A 24,599-nucleotide genomic window follows, 5' to 3' on the forward strand; every position below is an offset into this window, starting at 1 on the left:
AGCCAACCCCGCGCCAGGTTCCCGTTCGCGGGGATCCGGGTCGGATGTCAGTGGGGGTCGCTACTGTGGCGACGTGACCGTCAGCGAGCACGAGCCCGAACGTCAGCCCCGCAAGGCCCCCAGGAGCGAAGCCGCGCCGGAGAGCCGGCTGGCGCTCGTGCGCCGGGCGCGCCGCGTCAACCGTGTGCTCGGGGAGACCTACCCGGACGCCCGGGCCGAGCTGGACTTCCGGACGCCGCTGGAGCTGCTGGTCGCGACGGTGCTCAGCGCGCAGACCACCGACGTCCGCGTCAACCAGACCACGCCCGAGCTGTTCGTGATGTATCCGGACGCGCAGGCCTACGCGGAGGCGAACCCGGCGGAGCTGGAGGAGATCCTGCGCCCGCTCGGCTTCTTCCGGGCCAAGGCCAGGGCCGTGATGGGCCTGGGCAAGGCGCTCGTCGAGCGGTTCGACGGCGAGGTCCCGGGCCGGCTGAAGGACCTGGTGACGCTGCCCGGCGTCGGGCGCAAGACGGCGAACGTGGTGCTCGGCAACGCGTTCGGCGTGCCGGGCATCACCGTGGACACGCACTTCGGGCGGGTGTCCCGGCGGCTGGGCCTGACGACCGAGGAGGACCCGGTCAAGGTGGAGGCCGAGGTGGGTGAGCTCTTCCCGAAGAAGGACTGGACCATGCTCAGCCACCACCTCGTGTGGCACGGCCGGCGCGTCTGCCTCGCGCGCACCCCGGCCTGTGGGGCGTGCAGCATCTCGCACCTGTGCCCGTCGTACGGCGCGGGGGAGACCGACCCCGACAAGGCGGAGAAGCTGGTGCGTCCCGCGCCGGAGCGCTCGCCGCTGGCAGGCCTGCCGCTGAAGTAGCTAGGCGATCCGGGCGAGCCAGCCCAGCAGGATCTCGTTCACCCGCTCCGGCGCCTCCTCCGGGAGGAAGTGGCCGGCCCCGGGCAGCAGCTCGTAGCGCAGGTCGGACGCCACCGCGATGGCGTCCACGTCGGCGCGCTCGTGCCGCAGGAACCCGTCCCGGGCGCCCTGGAGCTGCAGCGCGGGCACGTCCAGCGGACGGCGCAGCGCGGCGCCGAACCGGCGCCCGTCCATCCGGGGCGTCGAGCGGACCACCCAGCGCAGCGCCTCGGCGGCCGAGTGGGCGGCGAACGGGATGCGCATGACGGCCCGGTACCGGTCCACGACATCGTCGGGCAGCGGGGCGGCCGCGCCCAGGTCGAGGGTGCGCCGCACCAGGTCACCCTGGATCATCGCCCGCTCCGGCAGCGTGGGGACCTGGAGGTACGCCAGCTCGCGCAGCGCGGCGGGCGTGAACGCGGCGGTGCTGCGCAGCCGCACCCGGGCCGGGTGCGGGCTGGCCAGGACCGCGACGCCCGACGTCGTGCCGGGGTGGAGCGCCGCGACCGCCCACGCGAGCGTGCCGCCCGTACCGTGCCCCACGACCACCGCGTTCTCCCGCCCGAGCGAGCGGACGACGCCGGCGACGTCCGCGGCCCGCGCCGTCAGCCCGTAGCCCGACGGCGGCTTGTCCGAGCCGCCCACACCACGGACGTCCATCGCCGCGACGCGGTAGCCGGCGTCCGCCAGGGCGGGGATCTGTGCACGCCAGGACCACCAGAACTGCGGGTAGCCGTGCAGCAGGAGCACCAGGGGCGCAAAGCGGCTCTCCGGGCCCGCGGTCGCCACGTGGAAGCGCGAACCGCCCGACGAGACGAACTCGTGCCGCCACGGCCCGTCGACGAGGGCGCACGTGTAGTCGCTGGTGGCTGCCGAGCGGACGGCCGGTCTGGCCGAGAGTGCGGTCACAGACAAGAACCTACGCGCTCGGTGCGCGGTCTGCGCGTCGCCCGTTCTGGTCGTCGGCGGGCTTGGCGTCGGACGGGGCCTCCGGGGCCGAGGGCGCCGGAGCCTCCTCGACCGGACGCTCCTTGGGCGGGTCGAACCGGTAGCCGACGTTGCGCACGGTGCCGATGAGCTGCTCGTGCTCGGGGCCCAGCTTGGCGCGCAGGCGCCGGACGTGGACGTCGACGGTGCGCGTGCCCCCGTAGTAGTCGTAGCCCCAGACCTCCTGCAGCAGCTGGGCCCGCGTGAACACGCGGCCCGGGTGCTGCACGAGGTACTTGAGGAGCTCGAACTCCTTGTAGGTCAGGTCGATCGGGCGGCCGCGGAGCCGGGCGGTGTACCCGCCGGCGTCGATCGCGAGCTCGCCGGCGGAGATCTCCTGCTGCGACTCCTCGGCCGGGCCGCGCGCCGAGCGCTCGACCACCAGGCGCAGCCGGGCCTCGACCTCGGCGGGCGAGGCGGACTCCAGCAGGAGGTCATCGGCTCCCCACTCGTGGGTCACGACCGTGAGGCCGCCCTCGGTGAGGATCAGCACCAGCGGCACGGTCAGGCCGGTCGCGTGCAGCAGGCGGCAGGTGGTGCGGGCCGCGACGAGGTCGCGGCGGGCATCCAGCAGCACGACGTCCGCGTCCGGGGCGTCGACGAGCGCCGAGGGCTCCATCGGGAGCACCCGCACCCGATGGGACAGCAGTCCCAGTGCGGGCAGTACCTCGGCCGACCCGCCGGTGGCGGGCGTGAGGATCAACAGCTCTGCCATTGACGCACCTCCTCTCGGAACCGGCGTGCTGCTACCGTCCCTGGCTCGGGTCTCGCTGAAGCGAGACGTCCCGTCGCGTCCAACTGGCTCTGCGGAAGTCTGCCCTGTTGCTTGTTGCGTGCATGTTACACGCCCTTTTCCTGGGCACCACCATGCTGGTCAGGACCCGTGACGTTCGCATGACGCGGGTGTTGCTCGTCTCGCCCAGGCCCGCGAGAACGCCCGGGAACTGGCCCGAACGGCGGCGCCCCGGGCTGCGATTGAGGCAACTCGGTCAGTCTCTGGAAAACTCTGAGCCGTGTCCGTCTCCACCCGCGCCGTGACGACCGCCGCGCTCGCGGCCCTCGTCGCCGCCGCGTCCTACGTCCAGCCCCGGCCCCTGCCCCTCGTGGGCGCAGCCGTGGTCCTGGCGGTCCTCGTCGCGCTGGGCTGGCCGTCGTTGCTGCGCCTGCCCGCCTCGGGGAGCACCCGGGTGGTCGTCGCGCTCTGCGGCGTCGGCGGAGCGGCCGCGACCTACCTCACCCAGGGCGAGCCCGTGCTGCGGCACCTGCCGATGGTGCTGGCGGGCGCGGTGGTGCTCGCCTTCATCGCGCAGATGCTGCGCCGCGACGGGCGCCCCCAGCTCACGGAGTCCGTGTCGGGCACCGTGGCCGGAGTCGTGGCGGCGATCGCCGCCTCGGGCTGGATCGCCGCCGCCCGGTCCGACGCCGGGGCCGCGCTCGTCGTCACGAGCGCGGTCGCGCTCGCGGTGGCCGCCGCCGTCGCGGCGCTGCCGGTGCGCGGCTGGGTGGCGCTCGGGATCTCCGCGATCGCCGCTGTCGTGGTGGGCGGCGCGGCCGGGACGCTGCTGCCCAACATCGACACCGTGAGCGGGCTGTGGTGCGGTCTGGTCGCCGGAGTCGTCGTCGGGGCGCTGCACCTGCTGCTGGAGCGGCTGCCCGCCCGCGGCGCGCGGCTGGCCGGGCTCTCGGCGAGCGCGCTGCCCGTCGCGGTGTGCGGCATCTTCGTGTTCGTCGTGGGCCGGATGGTCATCCTCTGAGGTGACCCTCGGCCGGGCCGCGGTCAGGACTGGCGGATCATCTCGCCGGCGATCTCGATGCGGACCTTCTTGGCCACCAGCACGCCGCCCGCCTCGAGCGCGACGTTCCAGAGCAGGCCCCACTCCTCGCGCTCGATCTCGCAGCTCCCGTGGAAGCCGAAGATGTCCTGGCCGTAGGGGTCGTGCCCCACGCCGCCGAACTCGCACTCCAGGGTGACCGGGCGCGTGACGCCGCGCACGGTGAGCAGGCCGTCCATGACGAACTTGGTGAACGAGCCGTCCGCCTGCATCGGGTCGTGCGGCCGCCGGCCGGCGGTGCCCGCCTTGAGCCGGGCCCACGAGAAGATCGGGTCCACCTGGGTGCGCATCCGGAACCCGGTGCTGCGGAACTCGATGGTCGGGTGGTTCTCGACGTCCAGGAAGTCCGCGCTGCGCAGGTGCGTGTCGCGCTCGCCCACGTGCGTGTCGACCGACGCCGCCTGGATGGTGCACGTCACCTGCGAGGCGAGGGGGTCCTCGCCGACGGTGACCGTCGCCTCGCCCTCGGCGAACTCGCCGCGGACGGGGCTGACCATCATGTGCATGGCGAGGAAGCCGAGCCGCTTGTGATTCTGGTCGATCTGGTACACCCCGGCCGCCGGGATGGTCAGACCATTCCACGTACGAGTTGGCAAAACTTCCATCCTAGACAATTCTCCTATATATGCGGATGCATGCACGCTACCACCGGGGGGTCGCCGGCTCGGGTGGCATTTCGGCACGAGAAATACTGCTCCGACGGGTTGTGCAGACCAGGGAATCATGTGGGCGGGCACGCGAGAAGGTCAGGGCCCCGCACTGTGACCGGCCTCATGGTGGATCCATATCGCGGACGAGGACTTGTCTGGACGAGCGAGGCACGGCAGGGTGGGGCGAATGTTGGGACAGGTGATCGCACTCGTCGTCCTGGTGCTCGGTACTGCCGCGCTCGGCGTGTGGTGGTCGGCACGTCAGGGTGCCGTCCGTGCGCCCCGCGAGACGCCCGTCGGGATCGACTGGGCCTCCTCGGGGATCGCGCTCGCCGACCGGGTGACCTTCGTGCAGTTCTCGGCCGAGGTGTGCGCCGCGTGCCGGTCCACGTCCCGGGTCCTGGGCGGTCTGACCGGTTCGACCTCCGGCGTCGAGCACCGTGAGGTGCTGGTGGACGACCACCTCGACCTGGTCCGCACCCTCGGCGTGCTGCGCACGCCCACGGTGCTCGTGGTCGACGGCGGCGGCCGCGAGGTGGCCCGGATGAGCGGCGTGGTGTCCGACACGCAGGCGCGGCAGGCGCTGAGCCGGGTTCCGGCAGGGGCGCTGGAGACAGAGGGGGAGGCGCACTCATGAACGCCGGCAAGGGGATCGACCCGCGGGGGCCGCGCGTCGGGGCGAGCATCACCGCGGTGCTGCTGGCCGCCGTCGTGCTGCTGGGCGCGAGCACCGCGGGGCTGTGGCTGCTGACGTTCATCATGCTGAGCTTCCTGCTCGGCACGCTGCGCGGCGCCGAGGGCTCGTGGCAGGGCCTGCTCTACAAGCGGTTCGTGCGGCCGCGGCTGAGCCCGCCCACGGAGATGGAGGACCGCCGCCCGCCGCGCTTCGCGCAGGGCGTCGGCCTCTTCGTCACCGGTGTCGGCGTGATCCTCGGTTTCTTCGGGGTGCTTCCGGCCGTGCCGATCGCGGCCGCGGCGGCGTTCGTCGCGGCGGCGCTCAACGCCGTCGTCGGGCTGTGCCTCGGGTGCGAGCTGTACCTGCTGCTGCGCCGCTCGGGCCTGGTTCGCGCCTAGTAGACGAGCGCCTGGGCGTCGTCCCGCAGGATCTCCTCGGTGAACAGCGCCGAGCCCGCGATCCGGATGCCGGGCAGCACGTCCGCCTCGGTGATGTCCCGGCGTGCCGCGCACTGCGTGCACACCGTGACGGTGCCGGCGCCCAGGACCACCTCGATGAGCTGGGGCAGGGGCGTCGCGTGCTCCAGCTCCAGCTCGGCCGCGCGGCCGGGCAGCGCGAGCCACGCCGACTCGCCGGTGAGCCAGAGGCTCACCTCCGCGCCCGACGCGACGGCCGCCGCGGCGACGGTGAAGGCCTGGTTGGTGGCCTCGGGACGGTCGAGGCCTGAGGTGGTCTTGATCACGAGCGGACGCATGGGCCGACTGTAGGCCGTGGACGTTAGGATCGGCACCATGTCGATCCATGCCCTTGAGCTCATCTTCACCGGCCTCATCGTGGCGGTCGCAGTCGCGGTCGCCTGGTTCGCCGGCTACGTCGTCTACAAGCTGTACACCGGCCAGCGCTGATGACGTTCACCTTTCCCGACGGGCTCTCGCCCGACGTGTACCCGCTGGCCTGGCTGGTCGGCCGCTGGCGCGGTGAGGGTGTGATCGACTACCCCGGCGTCGGCAAGAAGACCTTCGTGCAGGACCTGGTCTTCGACCACGACGGCGGCCCGTACCTGCGGTTCGAGTCCACGCTGCGGGTGCTCGAGAGCGTCGTCCCCGACAAGCTGCCCGACGACGGCGAGTGGCCGGCACCGGTGCCGGACCCGACGGAGTCGGACCCGGCGGAGTCCGCCGGACCGGACGCCGAGGTCGGCGAGGCCGGCACCGTCTGGTCCACCGAGACCGGCTACTGGCGTGTGTCCTCGGACCGCCCCGACGGCCTCGAGGAGAACAAGCACGCGCTCGAGGTGCTCGTGGCCGACGCCTCCGGGCGCATCACGGTCTACATCGGCGCCGTGGGCAACGGGCGGATCGACCTGGCCTCGGACGCGATCGCGCGGACGTCGACGGCGTCCGAGGTGCGGGCGTCGAAGCGGCTGTACGGCCTGGTCCAGGGCCGCCTGCTGTGGGTGGAGGAGCTCGCCGCGTTCGGCGAGCCGCTGCGCTCGTACGCCTCGGCCGAGCTGGACCGGCAGTAACAGAGCCGGACGGGAATGCCCCGCCGGTCCCCGACGCTGCACCAGAGGTGAGCATGGATTACGAGAGCCCCCTGCTGAGCCGGCGCGGCGCGGTCGCCGCCGCCGGGCCCGACGCCGGGGTCGCCTGGCACTACGGCGACCCGACGGCCGAGCAGCGCGCGCTGTCGCGCGGCGGCGCCGTGGTGGACCAGTCGCACCTCGGGATCGTGCGCGTCGCCGGCCCGGACCGGCTGAGCTGGCTGCACTCGATCACGTCCCAGCAGCTCGAGGGCCTGGCACCCCGGACCAGCACCGAGCTGCTGGTCCTGTCGCCGCAGGGTCACGTCGAGCACGTCGCCGGCGTGGTGGACGACGGCGAGGCCACCTGGCTGATCACCGAGCGCGAGTCCGCGCCGGCCCTGGCCGGCTGGCTGGACCGCATGAAGTTCATGCTCCGCGTCGAGATCACGGACGCCACCGACGAGTGGGCGGCCATCGGCGAGCCCGTGGCCGCGGAGGGTGCCGAAGGTGAGCCGGTGACCTGGCACGACGCCTGGCCGAACGTCGTGGGCGGCGGCACGCGCTACGGGCCGGCCGAGAGCGAGCACCCCGGCGCGATGCGGCCCTGGCGGCTCGTCCTGGTGCCGCGCGCCGAGCTGGAGGCGCAGGTCGCCGCCCGCGAGGCCGCGGGCTGGCCGCTCGCCGGCACCTGGGCCACCGAGGCCCTGCGGGTCGAGGCCTGGCGCCCGCGCCTCGCGCGCGAGGTCGACGGCCGCACCATCCCGCACGAGCTCGACTGGCTGCGCACCGCCGTCCACATCAACAAGGGCTGCTACCGCGGGCAGGAGACGGTCGCGCGCGTGCACAACCTCGGCCGCCCGCCGCGTCGGCTCGTGATGCTGCACCTCGACGGCTCGCAGCACCTGCTCCCGGAGGCCGGCGCCGAGGTGCGCCTCCCGTCGGCGGACGGCGCGCCCGGCAAGGTCGTGGGCACGCTGACCTCGATGGCGCGCCACCACGAGCTGGGCCCGATCGGGCTGGCCGTGCTCAAGCGGAACGTCCCGGAGGACGTCGAGCTCATCGTGTCCGGCGAGGTCTCGGGGCAGGGCATCGAGGTGTCGGCGGCGCAGGAGATCGTGGTACCCGGCGACGGCATGTCGGTGGACCGTCCGGAGTCCCACGGGCCCCTGACCCCCGGCCTGCGCGGCCCGGCCAGCCTCATCTGACGTACGCCTGAGGGCGGATGGCAGGATGCCACCGTGACCTCACTGCCCGGCCCGGCCGACGAGATGTGGCGCAAGGCCATGCGCACGCTCATGCTGCGCACCCGGCTGCGCCAGGGCTGGACCCGGGCGCGGGCGAGCCTGATCCCGATCGCTCAGGCGTCGCTCGCCGCCGGGGTCGCGTACCTGATCGCACGGTACGTCCTGGGGCACGAGCAGCCGTTCTTCGCGCCGGTCGCGGCGTGGGTGCTGCTCGGGTTCACCGCGCAGCGGGACGTGCGCCGGGTCTCCGAGATGGCCGTGGGCGTGGCGGTCGGCGTCGCGATGGGCGACCTGATCGTGCACCTGATCGGCTCGGGCTGGTGGCAGCTCAGCCTGGTCCTGTTCATCTCCGCCGTCGCCGCGCGGTTCATCGACCGGGGCGCGCTCCTGGTCACGCAGGCCGGCGTCCAGGCGATCATCGTGGTGGGCCTGCCCCAGGTGTCCGGCGGGCCGCTCGGCCGGTGGACCGACGCCCTGGTCGGCGGCGCCGTCGCGCTCACGGTCGCGCTGCTCACGCCCGGCGACACCCGGCGCCGTCCGCGGGCTCTTGCCGAGCAGGCCGTCACCGAGCTCGCCGAGACCCTGGAGACGCTCGCCCGCGGCCTGCGCTCGGACGACGCGGACGACGTCCGGGCGGCCCTCGTGCGCGGCCGGGCCTCGGAGCCGGTGCTCGCCGAGTGGCAGGAGGCCGCGCGCGACGCGCGCGAGCTGGCGCGGATCTCCGTGGGGCGGATCCACCGCGGCGAGCTCGCCCGGCTGGAGGACCAGGCGGTGCTCGTGGACCGGACCATGCGGTCGGTGCGGGTGCTGGCCCGCCGGGTGCTCCCGGTGGTCGAGGGGGAGCACGACGTCCGGCCCGTCGCCGGTCTGGTCGAGGGCTTCGCGTCGGGCGTGCGGCTCCTGGCCTCCGACGTCGGCTCCGGGGGCGACGCCGCGCGGGCGCGCGAGGTGCTGGCCACGGTGGCCGCCCAGGTGGACCCGCGGACCGTGGGCGAGGGCGACTGGCAGGTGCAGTCCCTGGTGATGCTGCTGCGCTCGCCCGTCGTCGACACGCTGGAGGCCACGGGGGCGACCCCGGGCGAGGCGCGCGCGGCGCTGCCCGAGCTGTAGCCGGTTGTCCACAGGCTGTGCACAGAACTTGTTGTCGTCAGGTACTTGATCAGATACAGTAGTTGGCGTGATAGACCCCTTCGCCGCCGACCTCCTGCGCGGGCACACCGACACGATCGTGCTCGGGGTGCTGCGCGCCCGGGATCGCTACGGCTTCGAGATCTACAAGCAGATCCGCGACGCGACCGGCGGCGACCACGAGATCAAGGAGGCCACGCTCTACGCGGCCTACCGGCGGCTCGTGAAGGACGGCCTGGTCGAGGCGTACTGGGGCGACGAGTCCCAGGGCGGACGCCGCAAGTACTACCGCATCACCGACGCGGGTCGTGCCGTGTACCGGCGCAACGTGGACGCGTGGGTGGCCACGCGACGCACCATCGACTCCCTCCTCGACCTGAAAGGTTCCTGATGACGAACACCTCGGTGCACCGCCTGCTGGACGAAGCCTTCGCGGGCATCCCGACGACCCCTGACGTGCAGGACCTCAAGGAGGAGATCCGGGCGAACCTCGTGGACCGCGTGGCCGAGCTGACCGCGGGCGGCGTGGCGCCCGACGACGCCGCGCGGCGCGCGGTCGGCGAGCTCGGCGACGTGCGCGCGCTGGTCGACGAGGCGGACGCGGGCCCGCGTGCGGCCGGGCGGCCCGCGCCGTCCGCGTACGAGCTGATGGCCCGGAACCGGGTCCCGGCGTCCGGAGCGTTCGTCGCGGCCGTGGTGCTGCTGTCGATCGTGCTCGCGGCGAGCGTGGTGGGCACGGCGTTCGCGGCCGTCGGGTACGCGCACGGGGAGCTCGGACCGCTGCTGCCCACGGCGCTCGCGCTGGTGGCGGGGCTCGCGCTCGGCGCCGTCGTGGGCGGCTCGCTGAGCCAGGAGACGACGGCCAGCCACCCGGTGCCCCGCCGGCGGGCCGCGCTGTTCGGCGTCGGCTGGGGCCTGGTGCTCGTGGGCGCCCTGCTCGCCCTGGTGCACCTGTTCGGCGGGACCAACGGGTGGCTCGTCCTGGACGGGCTCGTGCTCGTGGCCGGCGTGGTGCTGCTCTCGTGGCTCGCCGCGACGACCACCAACCGGAAGAAGCAGTGGGCGCTGGCGGAGGAGACCGTGCACGCGGAGGCGGGGACCCGGTTCGACCGCGACCCGGCGGCCGCCGCACGCTTCGGCATCTACACCGTGGTGGTGTGGAGCCTGACGGGCGTCGTCGCGCTCGTCGTCGGCACGACGGTGAGCTGGTCCTGGGTGTGGCTCCCCGGTGTGCTCGGCTGGGTGGTGTTCATGCTGATGCTCGCCACCATGTTGTTCGGGGCCAAGCACGAGGACGACGCGCCCCGGGCCGGCTGAGCACCCGGACCAGGCGAGACGCCGTCCCGGTTGCCGTAGGCTCGTGCTGTGTTCGGAGCTCTCCAAACGTTCGTCTTCATCGTGCTGGGCGTCATCGTCTTCGCGGTCCAGGTCATCGCCCTGGTCGACGCGATCCGTCGTCCCGCCCACGCCTACACGTCCGAGGGCAAGCTCTCGAAGCCGATCTGGCTCGCGATCCTCGGCGTGGCCGCCGTCTTCGGCCTCCTGGGGCTGCCGCCGAGCTTCATCACGGCCAACTCCTTCCTGAACGTGATCGCGGTGGTCCCGGCCATCGTCTACTGGGCCGACGTGCGCCCCCGCCTGCTGCCGTACGGCACGGGCAACAAGCCGCGCGGTCCGCAGGGCGGATGGTGAGCGCGCCGATGGCGGTCGGCCGCGCGGCCTCGACGTCGGACGCGGTGCTCGACGGCGCCGCGCCGCTGGCCGAGGTGATCCGCGGCGACCTCGTGGAGTCGGTCCACCTGGGGCACCTCGTGGTGCTGGACCCGTCCGGCCGGCCGGTGCTCCAGGTGGGCAACCCGACCACGCCGGTCTGGCCGCGGTCGTCGCTCAAGCCGCTCCAGCTCCTCGCGATGCTGCGCGCGGGCCTGGAGCTGCCGGACCGGCTGCTCGCGCTGGCCTCGGCGAGCCACAACGGCGAGCAGTTCCACCTGGAGGGCGTGCTGCAGATCCTGGGCTCCGTCGGCCTCGGCTCCGGAGCGCTCCAGAACACCCCCGACCTGCCGCTCTACCCGCCGGCCGCGCTCGACTGGCACATCGCGCCGCACGACGGCGGGCCCGGCCCGGCGCCGCTCGCCCAGAACTGCTCGGGCAAGCACGCGGCGATGCTCGCCACCTGCCTCACGCAGGGCTGGGACATCGAGACGTACCTGTCGCCCGAGCACCCGCTGCAGCGGGCGGTCCGCAGCACCATCCTGGAGCTGACCGGCGACACCGAGCTCGTCATGCACACCACCGTCGACGGCTGTGGCGCGCCCCTGTTCTCCACGACGCTGCTCGGCCTGGCGCGCGCCTTCTCGACCCTGGGCGCGGCGCCGACGGAGGACGTCCGCTCGCACGAGGCGCGCGCCGCCCGCGCCATCTCCGCGCACCCCGACATGGTGGGCGGCACCGGCCGCGACGTCACGCTCGCCATGCAGGCCGTACCGGGCCTGGTCGCGAAGGACGGCGCGGAGGGCGTCTACGCCGCCGGGCTGCCCGACGGCTCCGCGCTGGCGTTCAAGGTGCTCGACGGCTCCGCCCGGGCACGTCCCGCCATCCTCGCGGCCGCGCTGCGCGCCGCCGGTGCGGCGGGCCTGCCGGGGGTGTACCCCGGTGGCCTGGACGGGCTGGGCCGCATCCCGGTGCTCGGCGGCGGCCGGCCGGTCGGCGAGGTCCGGGCCGTCTTCGCCGACCAGTACGCCGAGGGCCGCCGGTGAGGGCGGTGCTCCAGCGCGTCACCCGCGCGTCCGTGGTGGTCGACGGCGAGGTGGTGGGCGCCATCGACAAGCCCGGCATCCTCGCCCTGGTCGGCGTCACGCACGACGACGGGCCGGCGCAGGTCGAGACCATCGCCCGCAAGATCGCCGACCTGCGCATCCTCCAGGACGAGCAGTCGGTGGCCGACCTGGGCGCGCCGGTCCTCGTCGTCAGCCAGTTCACGCTCTACGGCGACGCCCGCAAGGGGCGCCGCCCCACGTGGAACCAGGCGGCGCCGGGGCCGGTCGCCGAACCGCTCGTGGACGCCGTCGTGGCCGCGCTGCGCGAGCGCGGCCTGACGGTCGAGACGGGCCGGTTCGGCGCCGACATGCAGGTGGAGCTGGTCAACGACGGTCCGGTGACCATCCTCCTGGAGGCCTGAGCCGGGCCTACCCGCGCAGGGCCAGCACCGCCAGCTCCGTGCGGGAGCGCACCCCGAGCTTGCGGAACACCCGCCCCAGGTGCACCTCCACGGTGCGGACCGACACGTAGAGGTTCGCGGCGACCTGCCGGTTGGTGCGGCCCTGCACCACGAGCCGCGCGACGTCCAGCTCCCGCTCCGTGAGCAGGTCGGTCCACTGCCCGCACAGCTCCTCGCCGACGTCGACGACCGGCTCGCCCGGTGACTCGGTCGGCACCGGCCCCGCCGGGTCCCGGCGCGCGCGGCCGACGTCGGGGTGGCGCGGGGGAACCTCGGCGGCGCGGACGCGGCCGCCGCCGTCCCCGGGCGCCGGGCCCGCCTGGGCCGGTGACTCGCGGACGAACCCCGGTGTGGTGAGGGCCTGCTCGGCGATGTGCTCCCACGCCTTGGCGCCCGACTCCTCGAACAGCTCGTGGGCGCCGAGCAGGTGCGCGGCTGCGTCGCCGGGCAGGCCCAGCCGCGCGAACGAACGGGCGGCGACCAGCTCCGTGAGGCCCCGCTCGAACGTCGAGCCCACGCGCAGCGACGCCTCCACCGCGCGCTCGCGCGCCCGGTTCACGCCGGACGCGTCGGCGAGCGCGAGCTCGGCGCGCGCGAGATCGAGCCGACGGCGCCGCATGGGCCCGCCCGAGAAGCCCCCGCCCGACATGCCGGGCCCGGCGATCCCGGGACCGGTCCCCGGATGGCCGGCGTGCCCGGTCCCGGCGTGCCCGGCCCCGGCCGGATAACCGCCCGCGTCGGAGCCCACCGACGGCAGCACCCGGAGCCGCAGCCGCTCGTGGGAGCGGCGCGCGGCCCGGTCCTGCCCGGCGAGCACCAGCAGCTCCACCGGGTCGGGCGTGGGCAGCCAGAGGCGCCGCAGCTCGTCGCCGCCGCGCTCGGCCGCGAGCCCGAGCAGGGTCGCGGCCTCCACCCAGCGCCCGTCGAAGACGGCGGTCTGGGCGCGGTCGCCGAGCGTGGCGGCCCGCACCACGGGTGCGACCTGGCCGGGTACCGACGCCTCGAGGGCGGCGGTCGGCCGCCGGAGGTGCCCGTCGCGGACCAGGTCGAGCCGGCGTGCGAGCGCGATCCCGAGCCCGCCGAAGGCGAGGGCCACGGGCAGGCGCTCGACGGCGTCGTCGAGCACCGAGGCCGCCTCGGTGATGTTGCCGAGCCGCAGCGCCAGGTATGACTGCGCCACCCGGAGGTGCGCCTCGGCGAGCGGGGTCAGGGCCTCGTCCGGCCCGTCGAACCACCAGCCCGGCTGGCGCGCCGGGGCCAGCTCGGCCACCTCCGACAGGATCGCGGCGGCCTCGCCGGGCGCTCCGTCGAGCAGGCGGATCGTCTTGCGGGCGGCGGCGATCGCGGCGCGGTCGGGTCCGGCGGCGTCCTCGGGGACGACGGCGTCGGGCCGGCCGTCCAGGAGGGCCAGCGCCACACCGAGCGAGCGGGCGGCGTCGGGCGCGCCGGCCGCGGACGAGCCGGCGTCCGAGGGGCTGGTCGCGCGGCGGAGGTACACGACGGCGTCGTGCACGTGCCCCGCCCACAGCGCCGCCCGCCCGGCCACCGCGAAGGCGCGCGACCGCACCCGGTCGGTGCCGTGGCTCGCGGCCTCGCGCGCCACCTCGTGCGCGCGGTGGACGTCGCCGCGCGCGAGGTGCTGCTCGGCGAGCTCGACCAGGCCGTCCGCGAGCAGCGGGTCGCCCGCGAGCGTGCTCAGGGCCGTGTGCCACATCGCGATGAGCGGCTCGTCGGCCCTGCGGTGCACCTCCGCCAGCGCGACGTGGGCGGCGGTGCGGGAGGCGAGGTCGGCGTCGTCGTGCACCACCGACCGGACGCGCGGATGGTGGAAGCGGAACCGGCCGCCCACGAGGTGGAGGTGGCGACCGGCGGGGCCGGCCATGAGGGTGTCGATGTCTGTGCCCGACGCGGCGAGCAACAGCTCGGTGCGGTCCACCACGGCGACGGCGGCGACGAGCAGCACACGGCGTGCGTCGTCGTCGAGGCCGAGCGGGCCTACGGCCTCGCGGACCGCACGTGCGGCAGGCAGCGGGTCCGGCATCAGCGCCGTCCCGACCAGATGCTCCTCGTCGAGCATCCGTGCTGTCTGGTCCACACATCCAGGTTCGTCACCCACCACGCGCGTGAGCTCGCACGCGACGTGAGGGGCCACGGTGCGGTCACCGAGGGGGAGCGGAAAAACGACTTGCTGCGGCAGCGCGGTCATCGTCGAGCCTCCCGGATTCGTTCACGGTGCTCGCAAGTATGACCGCCACACGTTTCACCCGCATCAACCTGGGCGTGCGACTTTTGCTGCGATGTGGCCCCGACCCTGGGATCCTGCCCCGCCTCGTGCCGTTCGAGTACCTGATACCGCACGACGTTGTTTCGGTGGCGAAGGTTTCACACCGAAACAACCCGGCGTCGACCGCCCCGTATCACTACGTAGTCCCACCGTGTGGAATCCCCTTATTTCCCGTTAACGCAGGTTTCCTTACTTTTAACGGAGCATGACCAGCGCGACCACCGTTGCCGGATCGACGACCGGACCAGAGAGGGAAGACGATGGACTCGACGTACCAACCGCTATCAGGTGCCAGTAAGACCACCCGACGAATACTTGCGGGGGTCGCCGCGCTCGCGGTGGCAGCCTCCGCCGCCGTGGCAGGCGTGGGCCTGCGGGACGCGAACGCGGCCGAGGTCGAGACCGCGGCTGCCGGCGCGAGCACCTCGGCCATCAACGGCTTCCGCAGCGTCGGCTACTTCACGCAGTGGGGCGTGTACGGCCGCGGCTACCAGGTCAAGCAGCTCGACACGTCCGGCGTGGCCGACGAGCTGACCCACATCAACTACGCCTTCGCCAACATCCACCACCAGAACCTCGAGTGCTTCGAGGCCAACAAGGCGCAGGGCGAGGGTCCCAACGGGTCCGACGGCGCGGGTGACGCGTGGGCCGACTACGGCATGGGCTACACGGCGGCCAACTCGGTCTCCGGCGCGGCCGACACCTGGGACCAGCCCCTGGCCGGGTCCTTCAACCAGCTCAAGCAGCTCAAGGCCAAGCACCCCGACCTCAAGGTGCTGATGTCGATCGGCGGCTGGACCTGGTCCAAGAACTTCTCGCTGGCGGCCGCGACGGACGCCTCGCGCCAGAAGTTCGTCTCCAGCTGCGTCAACATGTTCATCAAGGGCAACCTGCCGGTGATCGACGGGCGCGGCGGCACCGGCGCCGCGGCGGGCGTCTTCGACGGGTTCGACATCGACTGGGAGTGGCCCGGCTCGCAGAACGGCAACGTGGGCAACCACGTCGACGAGGCCAACGACGCGCGCAACTTCAAGCTGCTGCTCGCCGAGTTCCGTGAGCAGCTCGACGCCCTCGGCGCGACGACGGGCAAGGACTACGAGCTCTCGGCGTTCCTGCCCGCCAACCCGGCGGACGTCGAGGACGGCGGCTGGAACGACCCCGAGGTCTTCGACTACCTCGACTTCGGCAACGTCCAGGGTTACGACCTGCACGGCGCCTGGGACCCGGCACTCACCGGCCACCAGGGCAACCTCTACCACGACCCCGCCGACCCGCGGGAGGAGGCCCGGCAGTTCAGCGCGGACCTCGCCGTGCGGACGTACACGGACGCCGGGATCGACCCCGCGCAGCTCGGCCTCGGCCTCGCGATGTACGGCCGCGGCTGGACCGGCGCGACGTCGTCCGCGGCGTGGGGCACGGCGACCGGCGCAGCTCCCGGCCAGTGGGAGGCCGGCATCAACGACTACGACGTGATCAAGAACGTGGGCACCGGGTACTACGACGCGAACCTCGGCGCCGCCTGGCGGCACGACGGCAACACCTGGTGGTCCTACGACAACGACCAGTCGGTCGCCAAGAAGGCGCATTACATCCGGTCCGAGGGGCTCGGCGGCGCCATGTGGTGGGACCTGTCGGGTGACCGCTCCGGCGCGCTGACCGGCGCGCTGTGGAACGTGCTCGGCTCCGGCACCCCGGGTCCCGTGGAGGGCGGCGACCCGACCGACCCGACGGACCCGACCGACCCGCCGACGGATCCCACGGACCCGCCGACCGACCCGCCGGGCGACGCCTGCACCTCGGCCGCCTGGACCGCGTCCGCCGTCTACGTGGGCGGCAACACCGTCTCGCACGGCGGCCACGAGTGGCGCGCCAAGTGGTGGACCCAGGGCGAGACGCCCGGGACCACGGGGGAGTGGGGCGTGTGGCAGGACCTGGGCGCCTGCTGACCTGAGGCACCCTGCGGCACGCTGACGGAGAACCCCGGCGGGACGGACCTGTCCCGCCGGGGTTCTCCTGTGCCCGGGGGTGCAAGGAACCGGGCGCCCGCGACAGAGTGAGGTCGTGGACGACAGCCCCGGCGCCCCGCAGGACGAGCCGCCCCAGCACGACGAGGCCTGGTTCGGCGCGCTCTTCGACGCGCACTCGCGCGCCCTCTACTCCTACTTCGTGCGCCGGCTGCCGGACGGCGGCCGCGCCTCCGACGCCGAGGACCTCGCCGCCGAGGTGCTCGCCACCGCGTGGCGGCGGCGCGACGACGTGCCCGACGCGGCGGCGCTGCCCTGGCTCTACCGCACCGCCGGCTACGTGCTGGCGAACCACCGGCGCAAGATGCGCGCCCTGCCGGTCGCGATCGTCCCCGACGAACCCGACGACGTGGACCCCGCGACCCTGGCCGTGGACGACGACGCCGTGCGGCAGGTGCTGGCCCGCCTGTCCCCGCGCGACCGGCGCATCCTCCTGCTCGTCGCCTGGGACGGGCTGTCGGGCGACCGCCTCGCCCAGGTGCTGGGCGTCTCCCGCGGCGGCGCCGACGCCGCGCTGTCCCGGGCCCGGGCCCGGCTGCGCGACGCGTGGGACGCGCACGAGCAAGCGGTGGACGCATGAGCACATGTAGAGGGTATGGACGGCGCGCAGCCGGGCACGGCACGGAGGGACAGCGATGAACGAGCACCAGCGACCGGAGGACCCGGCGTTCGACCGCCTGACGGCGGCGGACCCCGCGAAGCGTGCGCCCGAACCGGTCGAGGGCGTGCTCCGGGCCAAGGTCGACGCGCTGATCTCCGGGCCGGGGCGGGAGCCGGCCCGGGCCGAGCCGACCCGGACCGAGCCGACCCGGACCGAGCCGACACGGCGCGAGACCGCCGGGGCCGGGCGGGTGGACGAGATCGCGGTGCGGCGCCACCGCCGTCGGACGCCCTGGCTGGTCGCCGCCGCCGTGGCGGGCATCGTCGCGGCGGGCGGCGGCGGTTACCTGGCGGGCGAGTCCGGGCTGGAGATGGCCACCACGGCACAGGACGTCGGTGCGGCGCCCGAGTCCGGGTCCGACTCCGGGGCCGACTCCGAGTCCGGGTCCGGCGAGGCGGAGTCCAGGACGGACGACGAGCCGACGTCCGTCCTGGGGGCGCCCGACCAGCCCGCGACCGAGGGGGTGGAGCCGCTCACCGCGGGGGGCGAGCTGGGCTCGGCGACCAGGCTCGTGTTCCACGCGGGCGTCGGCCTCTCCGACACGGCGCGGACGGCGGAGGTCCACGCCGTCGGCGGCGAGAGCCTGGGTAGCTACCCCGTGGTCAGCGAGGAGGAGGCCGTGGAACGCCTGGGCGACCCGAGGTTCGCGCCGGCGGCACGCGGGGCCGGGCAGTCCGGTTCCGACGGCGACGCCTCCGCGGCGGCGCCCGCCCCCGGCGGCCCGATCGCCTGGCCCGTCGACGACGTCACGATCGTGTCGGCGGTGCTCACCGAGGTGCGCTACACCCTGCCGGACGGCGCCGTGCTGCTCGTCCCCGCGTACGACCTGGCGGACGCCGCGGGCAGCAGCTGGACCGTGCTCGCGGTGGACGAGGAGCTCCTCGACTTCACGCCGTGACGCGACGGCGCGGCGGGCGTCGTAGGGTCGGGCACGCAGGGACCCGTTCGAGGTCACAACGCGATCTTCAAGGAGTGCACCATGCCAGCACGTACCGCTCGCACCGCCTGGAACGGCACCTTCCAGGAGGGGTCGGGCCAGGTCGAGCTCTCGTCGTCCGGCGTCGGCACGTACGACGTGTCGTTCCCGGCGCGCGCCGCCGAGGAGGCGAACGGGGTCACGAGCCCCGAGGAGCTCCTCGCCGCCTCGCACTCGTCGTGCTTCACGATGGCGTTCACGAACGAGCTGGGCCAGGCCGGCGCCACGCCGGAGCAGATCGAGGTCACGGCCGTGGTCACGCTGGGCCCGGACCCGGCCGGCGGTCTCCACATCAGCAGGAGCGCCCTGACGGTGCGCGGGTTCGCGTCCGGCATCGACGAGGCGGGCTTCAAGGCGGCCGCCGAGGCCGCCAAGGTCGGCTGCCCCATCTCGAAGGCGCTGACCGGCGTCGGCCAGATCACGCTCGACGTCACCTTCGAAGGCTGATCAGCGCGTTCACGGGCGCGCCACGCGCCCGTGAACGCCTGACGCGATCTGCTGCCCCGTGGTGCGAGAATCGCGGGGTGCCACCCCAGACCCACGACGACGCCCGACCCCTGAACGGCATGAACGACAAGGGCCACACCGCTGACGACGCCGAGGCCGCCCGCACCGCGCGCGAGCAGGCCGAGGCCCGCGCCGCCGAGGACGCGGAGCGCCGTCGCGCCGAGAGCGAGGAGCGGCGCACGGCCGCCCGCCGCGAGGCGGACCACGCCGCGGAGGCCGCCCGCGAGGCGGTCGCCGACGCGCTGCGCACCGTCGTGGGCGGCGCCGTCGACACCAGCACGCGCCGCCGCGCGGAGTACTCCACGGACGCGTCGAACTACCGTGTGGTCCCCGAGGGCGTCGTGTTCCCGGAGAGCACGGACGACGTCGTCGCGGCCCTCGGCGCGCTGCGCGAGCTGGCGGTCCCGGTCACGGCGCGCGGCGCCGGCACGTCGGTCGCGGGCAACTCCGTGGGTCCTGGCGTGGTGCTCGACCTGGGCCGGCACCTGAACCAGGTGCTCGCGATCGACCCGGAGCGCGGCACGGCCCGCGTGCAGCCGGGCACGATCATGTCCACCCTCCAGGCGGCGGCCAAGCCGCACGGCCTGCGGTTCGGCCCGGACCCGAGCACCCAGAACCGGGCCACGCTCGGCGGCATGATCGGCAACAACGCCTGCGGCCCGCACGCGGTCGCGTACGGCCGCACGGCCGACAACGTCGTCTCGCTCGACGTGGTCGACGGCGCCGGCCGGCGGTTCACCGCGGGCTCGGGCGACCCGGAGTTCGCCGACGTGCCCGGCCTCAAGGAGCTCGTCCGGGAGAACCTCGCGCTGATCCGCACCGAGTTCGGCCGGTTCGGCCGCCAGGTGTCGGGCTACTCGCTGGAGCACCTCCTGCCCGAGAACGGCTCGAACCTCGCCCGCGCGCTCGTGGGCACGGAGGGCACGCTCGTCACGGTCCTGGAGGCCGAGCTCAACCTGGTCGAGGTGCCGGGCGCGCCCACCCTCGTCGTCCTCGGCTACCCGGACATGGCCACCGCGGCCGACGACGTCCCGCGGCTCCTGGACCACAAGCCGCTCGCCATCGAGGGGCTCGACGCGCGGCTGGTCGACGTCGTGCGGCGCGCCAAGGGCGCGACCTCGGTCCCGCCGCTGCCGGGCGCGGGCGACCCGAACGTCACGGGCTGGCTCATGATCGAGGTCGGCGGCTCGTCGCAGGCCGAGGCGCTGGGCCGCGCGGACGCGATCGTCGCGGCGTCGACGGCGCTCGACTCCGCCGTGCTGCCCGCCGGACCGGACGCCACCAAGATGTGGCAGATCCGGGCCGACGGCGCCGGGCTCGCCGGCCGCACGCCCGCCGGGGAGCAGGCGTGGCCCGGCTGGGAGGACTCGGCGGTGCCGCCCGAGAAGCTCGGCCCCTACCTGCGCGACCTCCAGGCGCTGATGGACCGCTACGGCGTGGACGGGCTGCCCTACGGGCACTTCGGCGACGGCTGCGTGCACCTGCGCATCGACATCCCGCTGGAGACCTCGGGCTCGGTGCTGCGCACCTTCATGATGGAGGCCGCGGAGCTCGTGGCCCGGTACGGCGGGTCGCTGTCCGGCGAGCACGGCGACGGCCGGGCCCGCTCGGAGCTGCTGCCCCTGATCTACTCGCCCGAGGCCATCGCCCTGATGGAGCGGTTCAAGGCCCTGTTCGACCCGGAGGACCTGCTCAACCCCGGCGTCGTCGTGCGCCCGCGGGCCGTGGACGACGACCTGCGCCGCCCGGCCGCCGCGGCCGTGCGCACCAAGCTGCCGCTGGTCGGCAAGGGTTCGGGGCACGGCGTGCGCCGCAAGGCCGGGTACGAGGGGTTCTCGTTCGCGCACGACCACAACGACCTGACCACGGCCGTGCACCGCTGCGTGGGCGTGGGCAAGTGCCGGGCCGACAACTCGGCGTCCGGCGGCTTCATGTGCCCCAGCTACCAGGCCACGAAGGACGAGAAGGACGTGACGCGCGGGCGGGCCCGCGTGCTGCAGGAGGCCGTCAACGGCACCCTGGTCGGCGGCCTCGCCGCGCCCGAGGTCCGGGAGTCGCTGGACCTGTGCCTGTCCTGCAAGGCCTGCTCCAGCGACTGCCCCGCAGGCGTGGACATGGCGCAGTACAAGTCGGAGGTGCTGTACCGGACCTACCGCGGCAAGCTGCGGCCCGTGGACCACTACGCCCTCGGCTGGCTGCCGCGCTGGGCGCGTCTCGCGGGCGCCGTCCCGGAGCTGGTCAACGCCCTGCTCGGCGTGAGGTGGATCGGCAAGGCGGTGCTGTGGGCGGGCGGCATGGACACCCGCCGGTCGATGCCGAAGTTCGCCGAGGTGCCGTTCCGCCAGTGGTGGGCGCGCGGCGGCGCGACGCACGGCGTGCCCGGGCTGCCGGTCACGGGCGAGCCGGGGCGCGAGGGCAGGACGGCGGCGCGGCTCGCGACCAAGCCCAAGGTGGTCCTGTGGACCGACTCGTTCAGCGACGCGCTCTCGCCGACCGTGCCGCAGGCGGCCCTGAAGGTGCTGACCTCCGCGGGGTTCGACGTCATCGTGCCGGACGAGCAGGCGTGCTGCGGTCTGACCTGGATCTCCACCGGCCAGCTCGACGGCGCCCGGCGCCGGCTGCTCAAGCTCCTGGAGGTGCTGGGGCCGTACGCGGTGAACGGCATCCCGATCATGGGCCTGGAGCCGTCCTGCACCGCGGTGCTGCGGTCCGACCTGATCGACCTGTTCCCGGACGACCCGCGCGCGCAGGCCGTGGCCCGCATGACGCGGACGGCGGCGGAGCTGCTCACCTCGGACGACACCCCGGACGAGTGGGAGCTGCCCTCGCTGGCCGACGTCTCGGCCGTCGTGCAGCCGCACTGCCACCAGCACTCCGTGATGGGGTATGAGGCGGACCAGGCGCTGCTGGAGCAGGGCGGGGCGCAGATCGAGGTGCTGGCGGGCTGCTGCGGCCTGGCCGGCAACTTCGGCATGCAGAAGGGGCACTACGAGACGTCGGTGGCGGTCGCGGAGAACGCGCTGCTGCCCGCGCTCCGCGACGCCGCCCCCGGCACCACCTACCTGGCCGACGGCTTCTCGTGCCGCACCCAGGCGCTCGACCTCATGGGCGTCGAGGGCAGGTCGCTGCTGGAGGTCATCGCCGACCGGCTGTAGGCGACGACGACGCCGAGAGGCTCAGGCGTGGGGAGCTCTGGCCGAGGGCGCCGCTCACCGCTGGCGGAGCTGCCCGACCTTGCTCAGGATGAGGCCGCTCATCGCTACGTGGTCCTCGACGGGGAACATGCGCTTCGGGAGGACGCAGACCGCCGCCGACAGACCTGTGCCGGCCACGAGGTGGAACGCCGAGTGGGTCTCGACCGCCTTCCTGACGAGCGGCCACCTGTACGACAGCGAGGACTGCTGGCCGGTGTACGTGATCTGCTCTGCGTCGAGCCGGACCGTGGCACCTTCCCGGAACGGAGAGGTCTGCAGGAGGCGCCAGGCGAACAGGTTGGGGACGAACCAGGCGACGATGCCCAGTGCGAGGAGTGGCGACCAAATCCAGGGGACCAGGTACTCGGTGTCGGTGGACTCGACACCCAGGACGGTCAGCACGATGGACGACAACACCACTGTCACCGCGAACCCGCGGAACGCGCTCATGATCGAGAAGTGCCACAGGGCTTCGCGGTAGTCCGGCGCCGTCAGGTGCAGCTCGGCCTCGAAGGCACGCTGGGCCGGGACGTCGGTGGTTGGTTCGGTCACGCCCGGATCCTGGCACGGCTCCCGTGCCGGTGGCGGCAGTCCGGCTGGATTCCACCCGGGTGAATCGGCCTACTCCAGCCACTCCGTCTCGAAGCGGTCGTTGGCGTGGATGTGGACCGCCTCGTAGAGGTCCGCGCCGAGGGTGCGGAACTTGTGCGGCACCATCGCCTCGACCACGAGGATCTGGCCGCCCACGGCCTCGAACTCCTTGCCGTCCACGGTGAAGAGCGCCCGGCCGGACCGGATCACGAACGTCTCGGAGTAGGGGTGCCGGTGCAGCCGCGGGCCGGTGCCGTCCTGGGCCACCTTCTCGAAGATGACGGACACCTCGGAGCCGTGGAGGTAACCCTCGAAGTTCCCGTACGGCAGCGTCGCCTGCTCGATCGCCTGAAGAGTCATGCTCCCCAGACTGGCGGCCACGCCACGGCGCGGCAACCAGATTCGTGGGTGGCCGAACGTAGGCCTGGTCGCGTCATGAGCGGCCATGGAGCGACTGTGTCTACGTTCGCCGCCGGTGGAGAATGCGGGCATGGAGTTCCAGGACGTCGTCCGCACGCGGCGGATGCACCGCAAGTTCACCGCCGAACCCGTCCCGGCGCAGGCCGTCGACCGGATCACCCGCAACGCCGTCCGCGCCCCGAGCGCGGGGTTCAGTCAGGGCTGGGCGTTCGTGGTGCTGGAGACGCCCGAGGACCGGGACCGGTTCTGGGCGGCGTCCACCCCGCAGGGCTCGGAGCGCTCGGAGCGCGACATGTCGGCCTGGCTCGCCGGTATGCGCACCGCGCCCGTGATCGTGCTGGCGCTCGCGTCCAAGGCCGCCTACCTGCGGCGGTACGCGGAACCCGACAAGGGCTGGGAAGACCTCGACGAGGCCCGCTGGCCCGTCCCGTTCTGGCACGTCGACGTCGGCATGGCGTCGCTGCTCATGCTGCAGACCGCCGTCGACGAAGGGCTGGGCGCCTGCTTCTTCGGCGTCCCGCCCGCGGACGTCCCGGCGGTCCGGGCCGAGCTCGGCATCCCGGAGGAGTTCGAGATCACGGGCGTCGTCGCGATCGGGCACCCGGCCGACGGCGGGGCGAAGGGCTCGCCCACCCGCCGCCGGCGCAAGCCCCTGGACGAGGTGGTGCACCGCGGCGGGTGGTGACCCGGCGTCACGCGGGCCGGCGTCACGCGGGCCGGCCTCACGCGGCGTCGAGCCGTGCCCGCACCTCGTCGTCCAGCACCAGGTCCGCGGCGCCGAGCGCCTCGTCGAGCTGCGCCACGCTGCTCGCGCCGAACACCGGCACCACCGGCACCTCGCCGCCCAGGAGCCACGCGAGCGCCACCTGGTTGGGCGTCGCGCCGAGCTCGGCGGCGACCGCCCGGAGCTCGGTGATCCGGGCACGGTTGCCCGCGTGGTCCGCGCCGTCGTAGAACGGCTTGTCGTCGCGGCTGAACACGCCCTGGTGCAGCGGTGAGTACGCCAGCACGGTGAGCCCCGGCCGGCCGTCGGTGCCCGTGGACCGGGCGTAGTCGAGCAGCTCGGGCGTGGCCCAGTTGGTCCGGATGGGCTGCGGGCGCGGGTAGAGGTAGCTGTGGCACTGCTGCACCGCGCCGTACGGTGCCACCCCGAGGCGCGCGGCGGTCTCCCGCGCCTCGACGACCCGCCACAGCGCGACGTTCGAGATGCCCGGGATCCCCACGATGCCCTCGTCGACCAGCTTGCCGAACGCGCCGACCGTCTCCTCCAGCGGCGTGTCCCGGTCGTCCACGTGCCCGTAGAGCAGGTCGATGTGGTCGGTGCCCAGGTGGCGCAGGCTCTCGCGTGCCTCCCGGTCGACCGTCGCGGCGCCCAGGCCCTGGAAGTTGGTGGGCGGCGTGTTCGACAGCGGCAGCGCCGGGTCCTTCTTCGCCGCGCCCAGCTTGGTCGCGATCCGCAGGTCGTCCCGGTTGCCGCGGGCGGCCAGCCAGCGACCCAGCACGTCCTCCGAGTCGCGACCGTAGCCCTCGCCCCAGTCGTTGTAGTTGTTCGCCGTGTCGAGGAAGGTGCCCCCGGCCTCGACGAACCGGTCCAGGATCGCGAACGACGTCTCCTCGTCCGTCCGGGTCCCCATCCACATGGTGCCCAGGCACAGCGTCGACACCTCGAACGACGTGTGCCCGTTGTCCAGCGTGCGGTACCGCATGTCAGCTCCTTCGGCGGTTCTCGTCCCGGGGCTCCTGCCCGGTACGCACCACGCTAGGGAGAGATCGGTCTGGTGCTAC

General features: G+C 73.9%; 26 protein-coding genes. 18 read left to right on the forward strand and 8 right to left on the reverse strand.

All coding sequences use genetic code 11. The features are described 5' to 3' along the window. Positions 1–73: 73 nt before the first annotated feature. Positions 74–859 (forward strand): endonuclease III, encoded by a 786-nt coding sequence (gene nth, locus ACZ7LE_RS22425; protein WP_470405453.1) that lies wholly within the window; start codon positions 74–76, stop codon positions 857–859. On the opposite strand, the gene ACZ7LE_RS22430 is transcribed toward nth, so the two are convergent. After that, complete coding sequence (locus ACZ7LE_RS22430) at positions 860–1,807, reverse strand: alpha/beta fold hydrolase (RefSeq protein WP_470405454.1); 948 nt, start codon at positions 1,805–1,807, stop codon at positions 860–862. It abuts the gene before it with no gap. A 10-nt stretch (positions 1,808–1,817) separates the two neighbouring features. After that, entirely contained in the window at positions 1,818–2,600 is a 783-nt protein-coding gene (locus ACZ7LE_RS22435; protein ID WP_470405455.1) for a winged helix-turn-helix transcriptional regulator, read from the reverse strand. 298 nt (positions 2,601–2,898) lie between these two features. Here ACZ7LE_RS22435 and ACZ7LE_RS22440 point away from each other — a divergent pair, with 298 nt between their 5' ends. Then, the gene (locus tag ACZ7LE_RS22440) at positions 2,899–3,639 is read left to right on the forward strand and encodes a hypothetical protein (protein WP_397397790.1); all 741 of its coding nucleotides are present in this window, start codon (positions 2,899–2,901) and stop codon (positions 3,637–3,639) included. Between the two features lie 23 nt (positions 3,640–3,662). On the opposite strand, the gene ACZ7LE_RS22445 is transcribed toward ACZ7LE_RS22440, so the two are convergent. Further along, on the reverse strand, positions 3,663–4,322 hold the full coding sequence (locus tag ACZ7LE_RS22445; RefSeq protein ID WP_377236196.1) for a YceI family protein: 660 nt from the start codon (positions 4,320–4,322) through the stop codon (positions 3,663–3,665). 244 nt (positions 4,323–4,566) lie between these two features. On the opposite strand from ACZ7LE_RS22445, the gene ACZ7LE_RS22450 reads away from it, so the two are divergent. Both ACZ7LE_RS22450 and ACZ7LE_RS22455 read left to right on the forward strand, forming a co-directional pair. Beyond that, positions 4,567–5,004 carry a TlpA family protein disulfide reductase gene (locus tag ACZ7LE_RS22450; protein ID WP_470405456.1) on the forward strand — a complete coding sequence of 146 codons (438 nt, stop codon included), beginning with the start codon at positions 4,567–4,569 and terminating at the stop codon, positions 5,002–5,004. Continuing rightward, positions 5,001–5,441, forward strand: a complete 441-nt coding sequence (locus ACZ7LE_RS22455) for a DUF4395 domain-containing protein (protein ID WP_470405457.1) — start codon at positions 5,001–5,003, stop codon at positions 5,439–5,441. The genes ACZ7LE_RS22450 and ACZ7LE_RS22455 overlap by 4 nt, the downstream gene beginning before the upstream one ends. Here ACZ7LE_RS22455 and ACZ7LE_RS22460 read toward each other — a convergent pair. After that, positions 5,438–5,797, reverse strand: coding sequence for a DsrE family protein (locus tag ACZ7LE_RS22460; RefSeq protein ID WP_397397796.1), 360 nt, complete (start codon positions 5,795–5,797; stop codon positions 5,438–5,440). The two genes, ACZ7LE_RS22455 and ACZ7LE_RS22460, sit on opposite strands and share 4 nt — an antisense overlap. Before the next feature lie 150 nt (positions 5,798–5,947). Here ACZ7LE_RS22460 and ACZ7LE_RS22465 point away from each other — a divergent pair, with 150 nt between their 5' ends. The 8 genes from ACZ7LE_RS22465 (at position 5,948) to dtd (ending at position 12,118) form a co-directional block, all read left to right on the forward strand. Beyond that, positions 5,948–6,568: a heme-binding beta-barrel domain-containing protein gene (locus tag ACZ7LE_RS22465; protein ID WP_470405458.1), complete on the forward strand. Its 621-nt coding sequence runs from the start codon at positions 5,948–5,950 to the stop codon at positions 6,566–6,568. 53 nt (positions 6,569–6,621) lie between these two features. Continuing rightward, complete coding sequence (ygfZ, locus tag ACZ7LE_RS22470) at positions 6,622–7,773, forward strand: CAF17-like 4Fe-4S cluster assembly/insertion protein YgfZ (RefSeq protein ID WP_470405459.1); 1,152 nt, start codon at positions 6,622–6,624, stop codon at positions 7,771–7,773. 33 nt (positions 7,774–7,806) lie between these two features. Beyond that, positions 7,807–8,922 (forward strand): FUSC family protein, encoded by a 1,116-nt coding sequence (locus ACZ7LE_RS22475; RefSeq protein ID WP_470405460.1) that lies wholly within the window; start codon positions 7,807–7,809, stop codon positions 8,920–8,922. Between the two features lie 67 nt (positions 8,923–8,989). After that, positions 8,990–9,331 (forward strand): PadR family transcriptional regulator, encoded by a 342-nt coding sequence (locus ACZ7LE_RS22480; RefSeq protein WP_377243464.1) that lies wholly within the window; start codon positions 8,990–8,992, stop codon positions 9,329–9,331. Then, the gene (locus tag ACZ7LE_RS22485) at positions 9,331–10,257 is read left to right on the forward strand and encodes a permease prefix domain 1-containing protein (protein ID WP_470405461.1); all 927 of its coding nucleotides are present in this window, start codon (positions 9,331–9,333) and stop codon (positions 10,255–10,257) included. Before ACZ7LE_RS22480 ends, ACZ7LE_RS22485 begins: the two co-directional genes overlap by 1 nt. A gap of 48 nt (positions 10,258–10,305) precedes the next feature. Next, positions 10,306–10,632, forward strand: a complete 327-nt coding sequence (locus tag ACZ7LE_RS22490) for a DUF2516 family protein (RefSeq protein WP_470405462.1) — start codon at positions 10,306–10,308, stop codon at positions 10,630–10,632. Continuing rightward, positions 10,626–11,696, forward strand: coding sequence for an asparaginase (locus tag ACZ7LE_RS22495; RefSeq protein WP_470405463.1), 1,071 nt, complete (start codon positions 10,626–10,628; stop codon positions 11,694–11,696). The genes ACZ7LE_RS22490 and ACZ7LE_RS22495 overlap by 7 nt, the downstream gene beginning before the upstream one ends. Then, positions 11,693–12,118 (forward strand): D-aminoacyl-tRNA deacylase, encoded by a 426-nt coding sequence (gene dtd / locus ACZ7LE_RS22500; RefSeq protein WP_377228330.1) that lies wholly within the window; start codon positions 11,693–11,695, stop codon positions 12,116–12,118. The genes ACZ7LE_RS22495 and dtd overlap by 4 nt, the downstream gene beginning before the upstream one ends. Before the next feature lie 7 nt (positions 12,119–12,125). Here dtd and ACZ7LE_RS22505 read toward each other — a convergent pair whose 3' ends face one another. Continuing rightward, a complete protein-coding gene (locus ACZ7LE_RS22505; protein WP_470405464.1) occupies positions 12,126–14,252 on the reverse strand; it encodes a helix-turn-helix transcriptional regulator in 2,127 nt (708 codons plus the stop codon). Between the two features lie 545 nt (positions 14,253–14,797). On the opposite strand from ACZ7LE_RS22505, the gene ACZ7LE_RS22510 reads away from it, so the two are divergent. The 5 genes from ACZ7LE_RS22510 (at position 14,798) to ACZ7LE_RS22530 (ending at position 21,764) form a co-directional block, all read left to right on the forward strand. Then, positions 14,798–16,387: a glycosyl hydrolase family 18 protein gene (locus ACZ7LE_RS22510; protein WP_470405465.1), complete on the forward strand. Its 1,590-nt coding sequence runs from the start codon at positions 14,798–14,800 to the stop codon at positions 16,385–16,387. Between the two features lie 115 nt (positions 16,388–16,502). After that, positions 16,503–17,045, forward strand: coding sequence for an RNA polymerase sigma factor (locus ACZ7LE_RS22515; RefSeq protein WP_470405466.1), 543 nt, complete (start codon positions 16,503–16,505; stop codon positions 17,043–17,045). Between the two features lie 55 nt (positions 17,046–17,100). After that, a complete protein-coding gene (locus tag ACZ7LE_RS22520) occupies positions 17,101–18,024 on the forward strand; it encodes a hypothetical protein (protein ID WP_470405467.1) in 924 nt (307 codons plus the stop codon). An 81-nt stretch (positions 18,025–18,105) separates the two neighbouring features. Beyond that, on the forward strand, positions 18,106–18,549 hold the full coding sequence (locus ACZ7LE_RS22525) for an OsmC family peroxiredoxin (RefSeq protein ID WP_470405468.1): 444 nt from the start codon (positions 18,106–18,108) through the stop codon (positions 18,547–18,549). Between the two features lie 119 nt (positions 18,550–18,668). Beyond that, a complete protein-coding gene (locus ACZ7LE_RS22530; protein ID WP_470405725.1) occupies positions 18,669–21,764 on the forward strand; it encodes an FAD-binding and (Fe-S)-binding domain-containing protein in 3,096 nt (1,031 codons plus the stop codon). A 54-nt stretch (positions 21,765–21,818) separates the two neighbouring features. On the opposite strand, the gene ACZ7LE_RS22535 is transcribed toward ACZ7LE_RS22530, so the two are convergent. Both ACZ7LE_RS22535 and ACZ7LE_RS22540 read right to left on the reverse strand, forming a co-directional pair. Continuing rightward, positions 21,819–22,355: a hypothetical protein gene (locus tag ACZ7LE_RS22535; RefSeq protein WP_470405469.1), complete on the reverse strand. Its 537-nt coding sequence runs from the start codon at positions 22,353–22,355 to the stop codon at positions 21,819–21,821. 69 nt (positions 22,356–22,424) lie between these two features. After that, on the reverse strand, positions 22,425–22,754 hold the full coding sequence (locus tag ACZ7LE_RS22540) for a cupin domain-containing protein (protein WP_020017913.1): 330 nt from the start codon (positions 22,752–22,754) through the stop codon (positions 22,425–22,427). A 130-nt stretch (positions 22,755–22,884) separates the two neighbouring features. On the opposite strand from ACZ7LE_RS22540, the gene ACZ7LE_RS22545 reads away from it, so the two are divergent. After that, entirely contained in the window at positions 22,885–23,499 is a 615-nt protein-coding gene (locus ACZ7LE_RS22545; RefSeq protein WP_470405470.1) for a nitroreductase family protein, read from the forward strand. Between the two features lie 37 nt (positions 23,500–23,536). Here the strand turns inward: ACZ7LE_RS22545 and ACZ7LE_RS22550 are convergent, their stop codons facing one another. Continuing rightward, positions 23,537–24,520 carry an aldo/keto reductase gene (locus tag ACZ7LE_RS22550; RefSeq protein WP_470405471.1) on the reverse strand — a complete coding sequence of 328 codons (984 nt, stop codon included), beginning with the start codon at positions 24,518–24,520 and terminating at the stop codon, positions 23,537–23,539. Positions 24,521–24,599 lie beyond the last annotated feature (79 nt).

The organism is Promicromonospora sp. NPDC110617 (assembly GCF_055598465.1).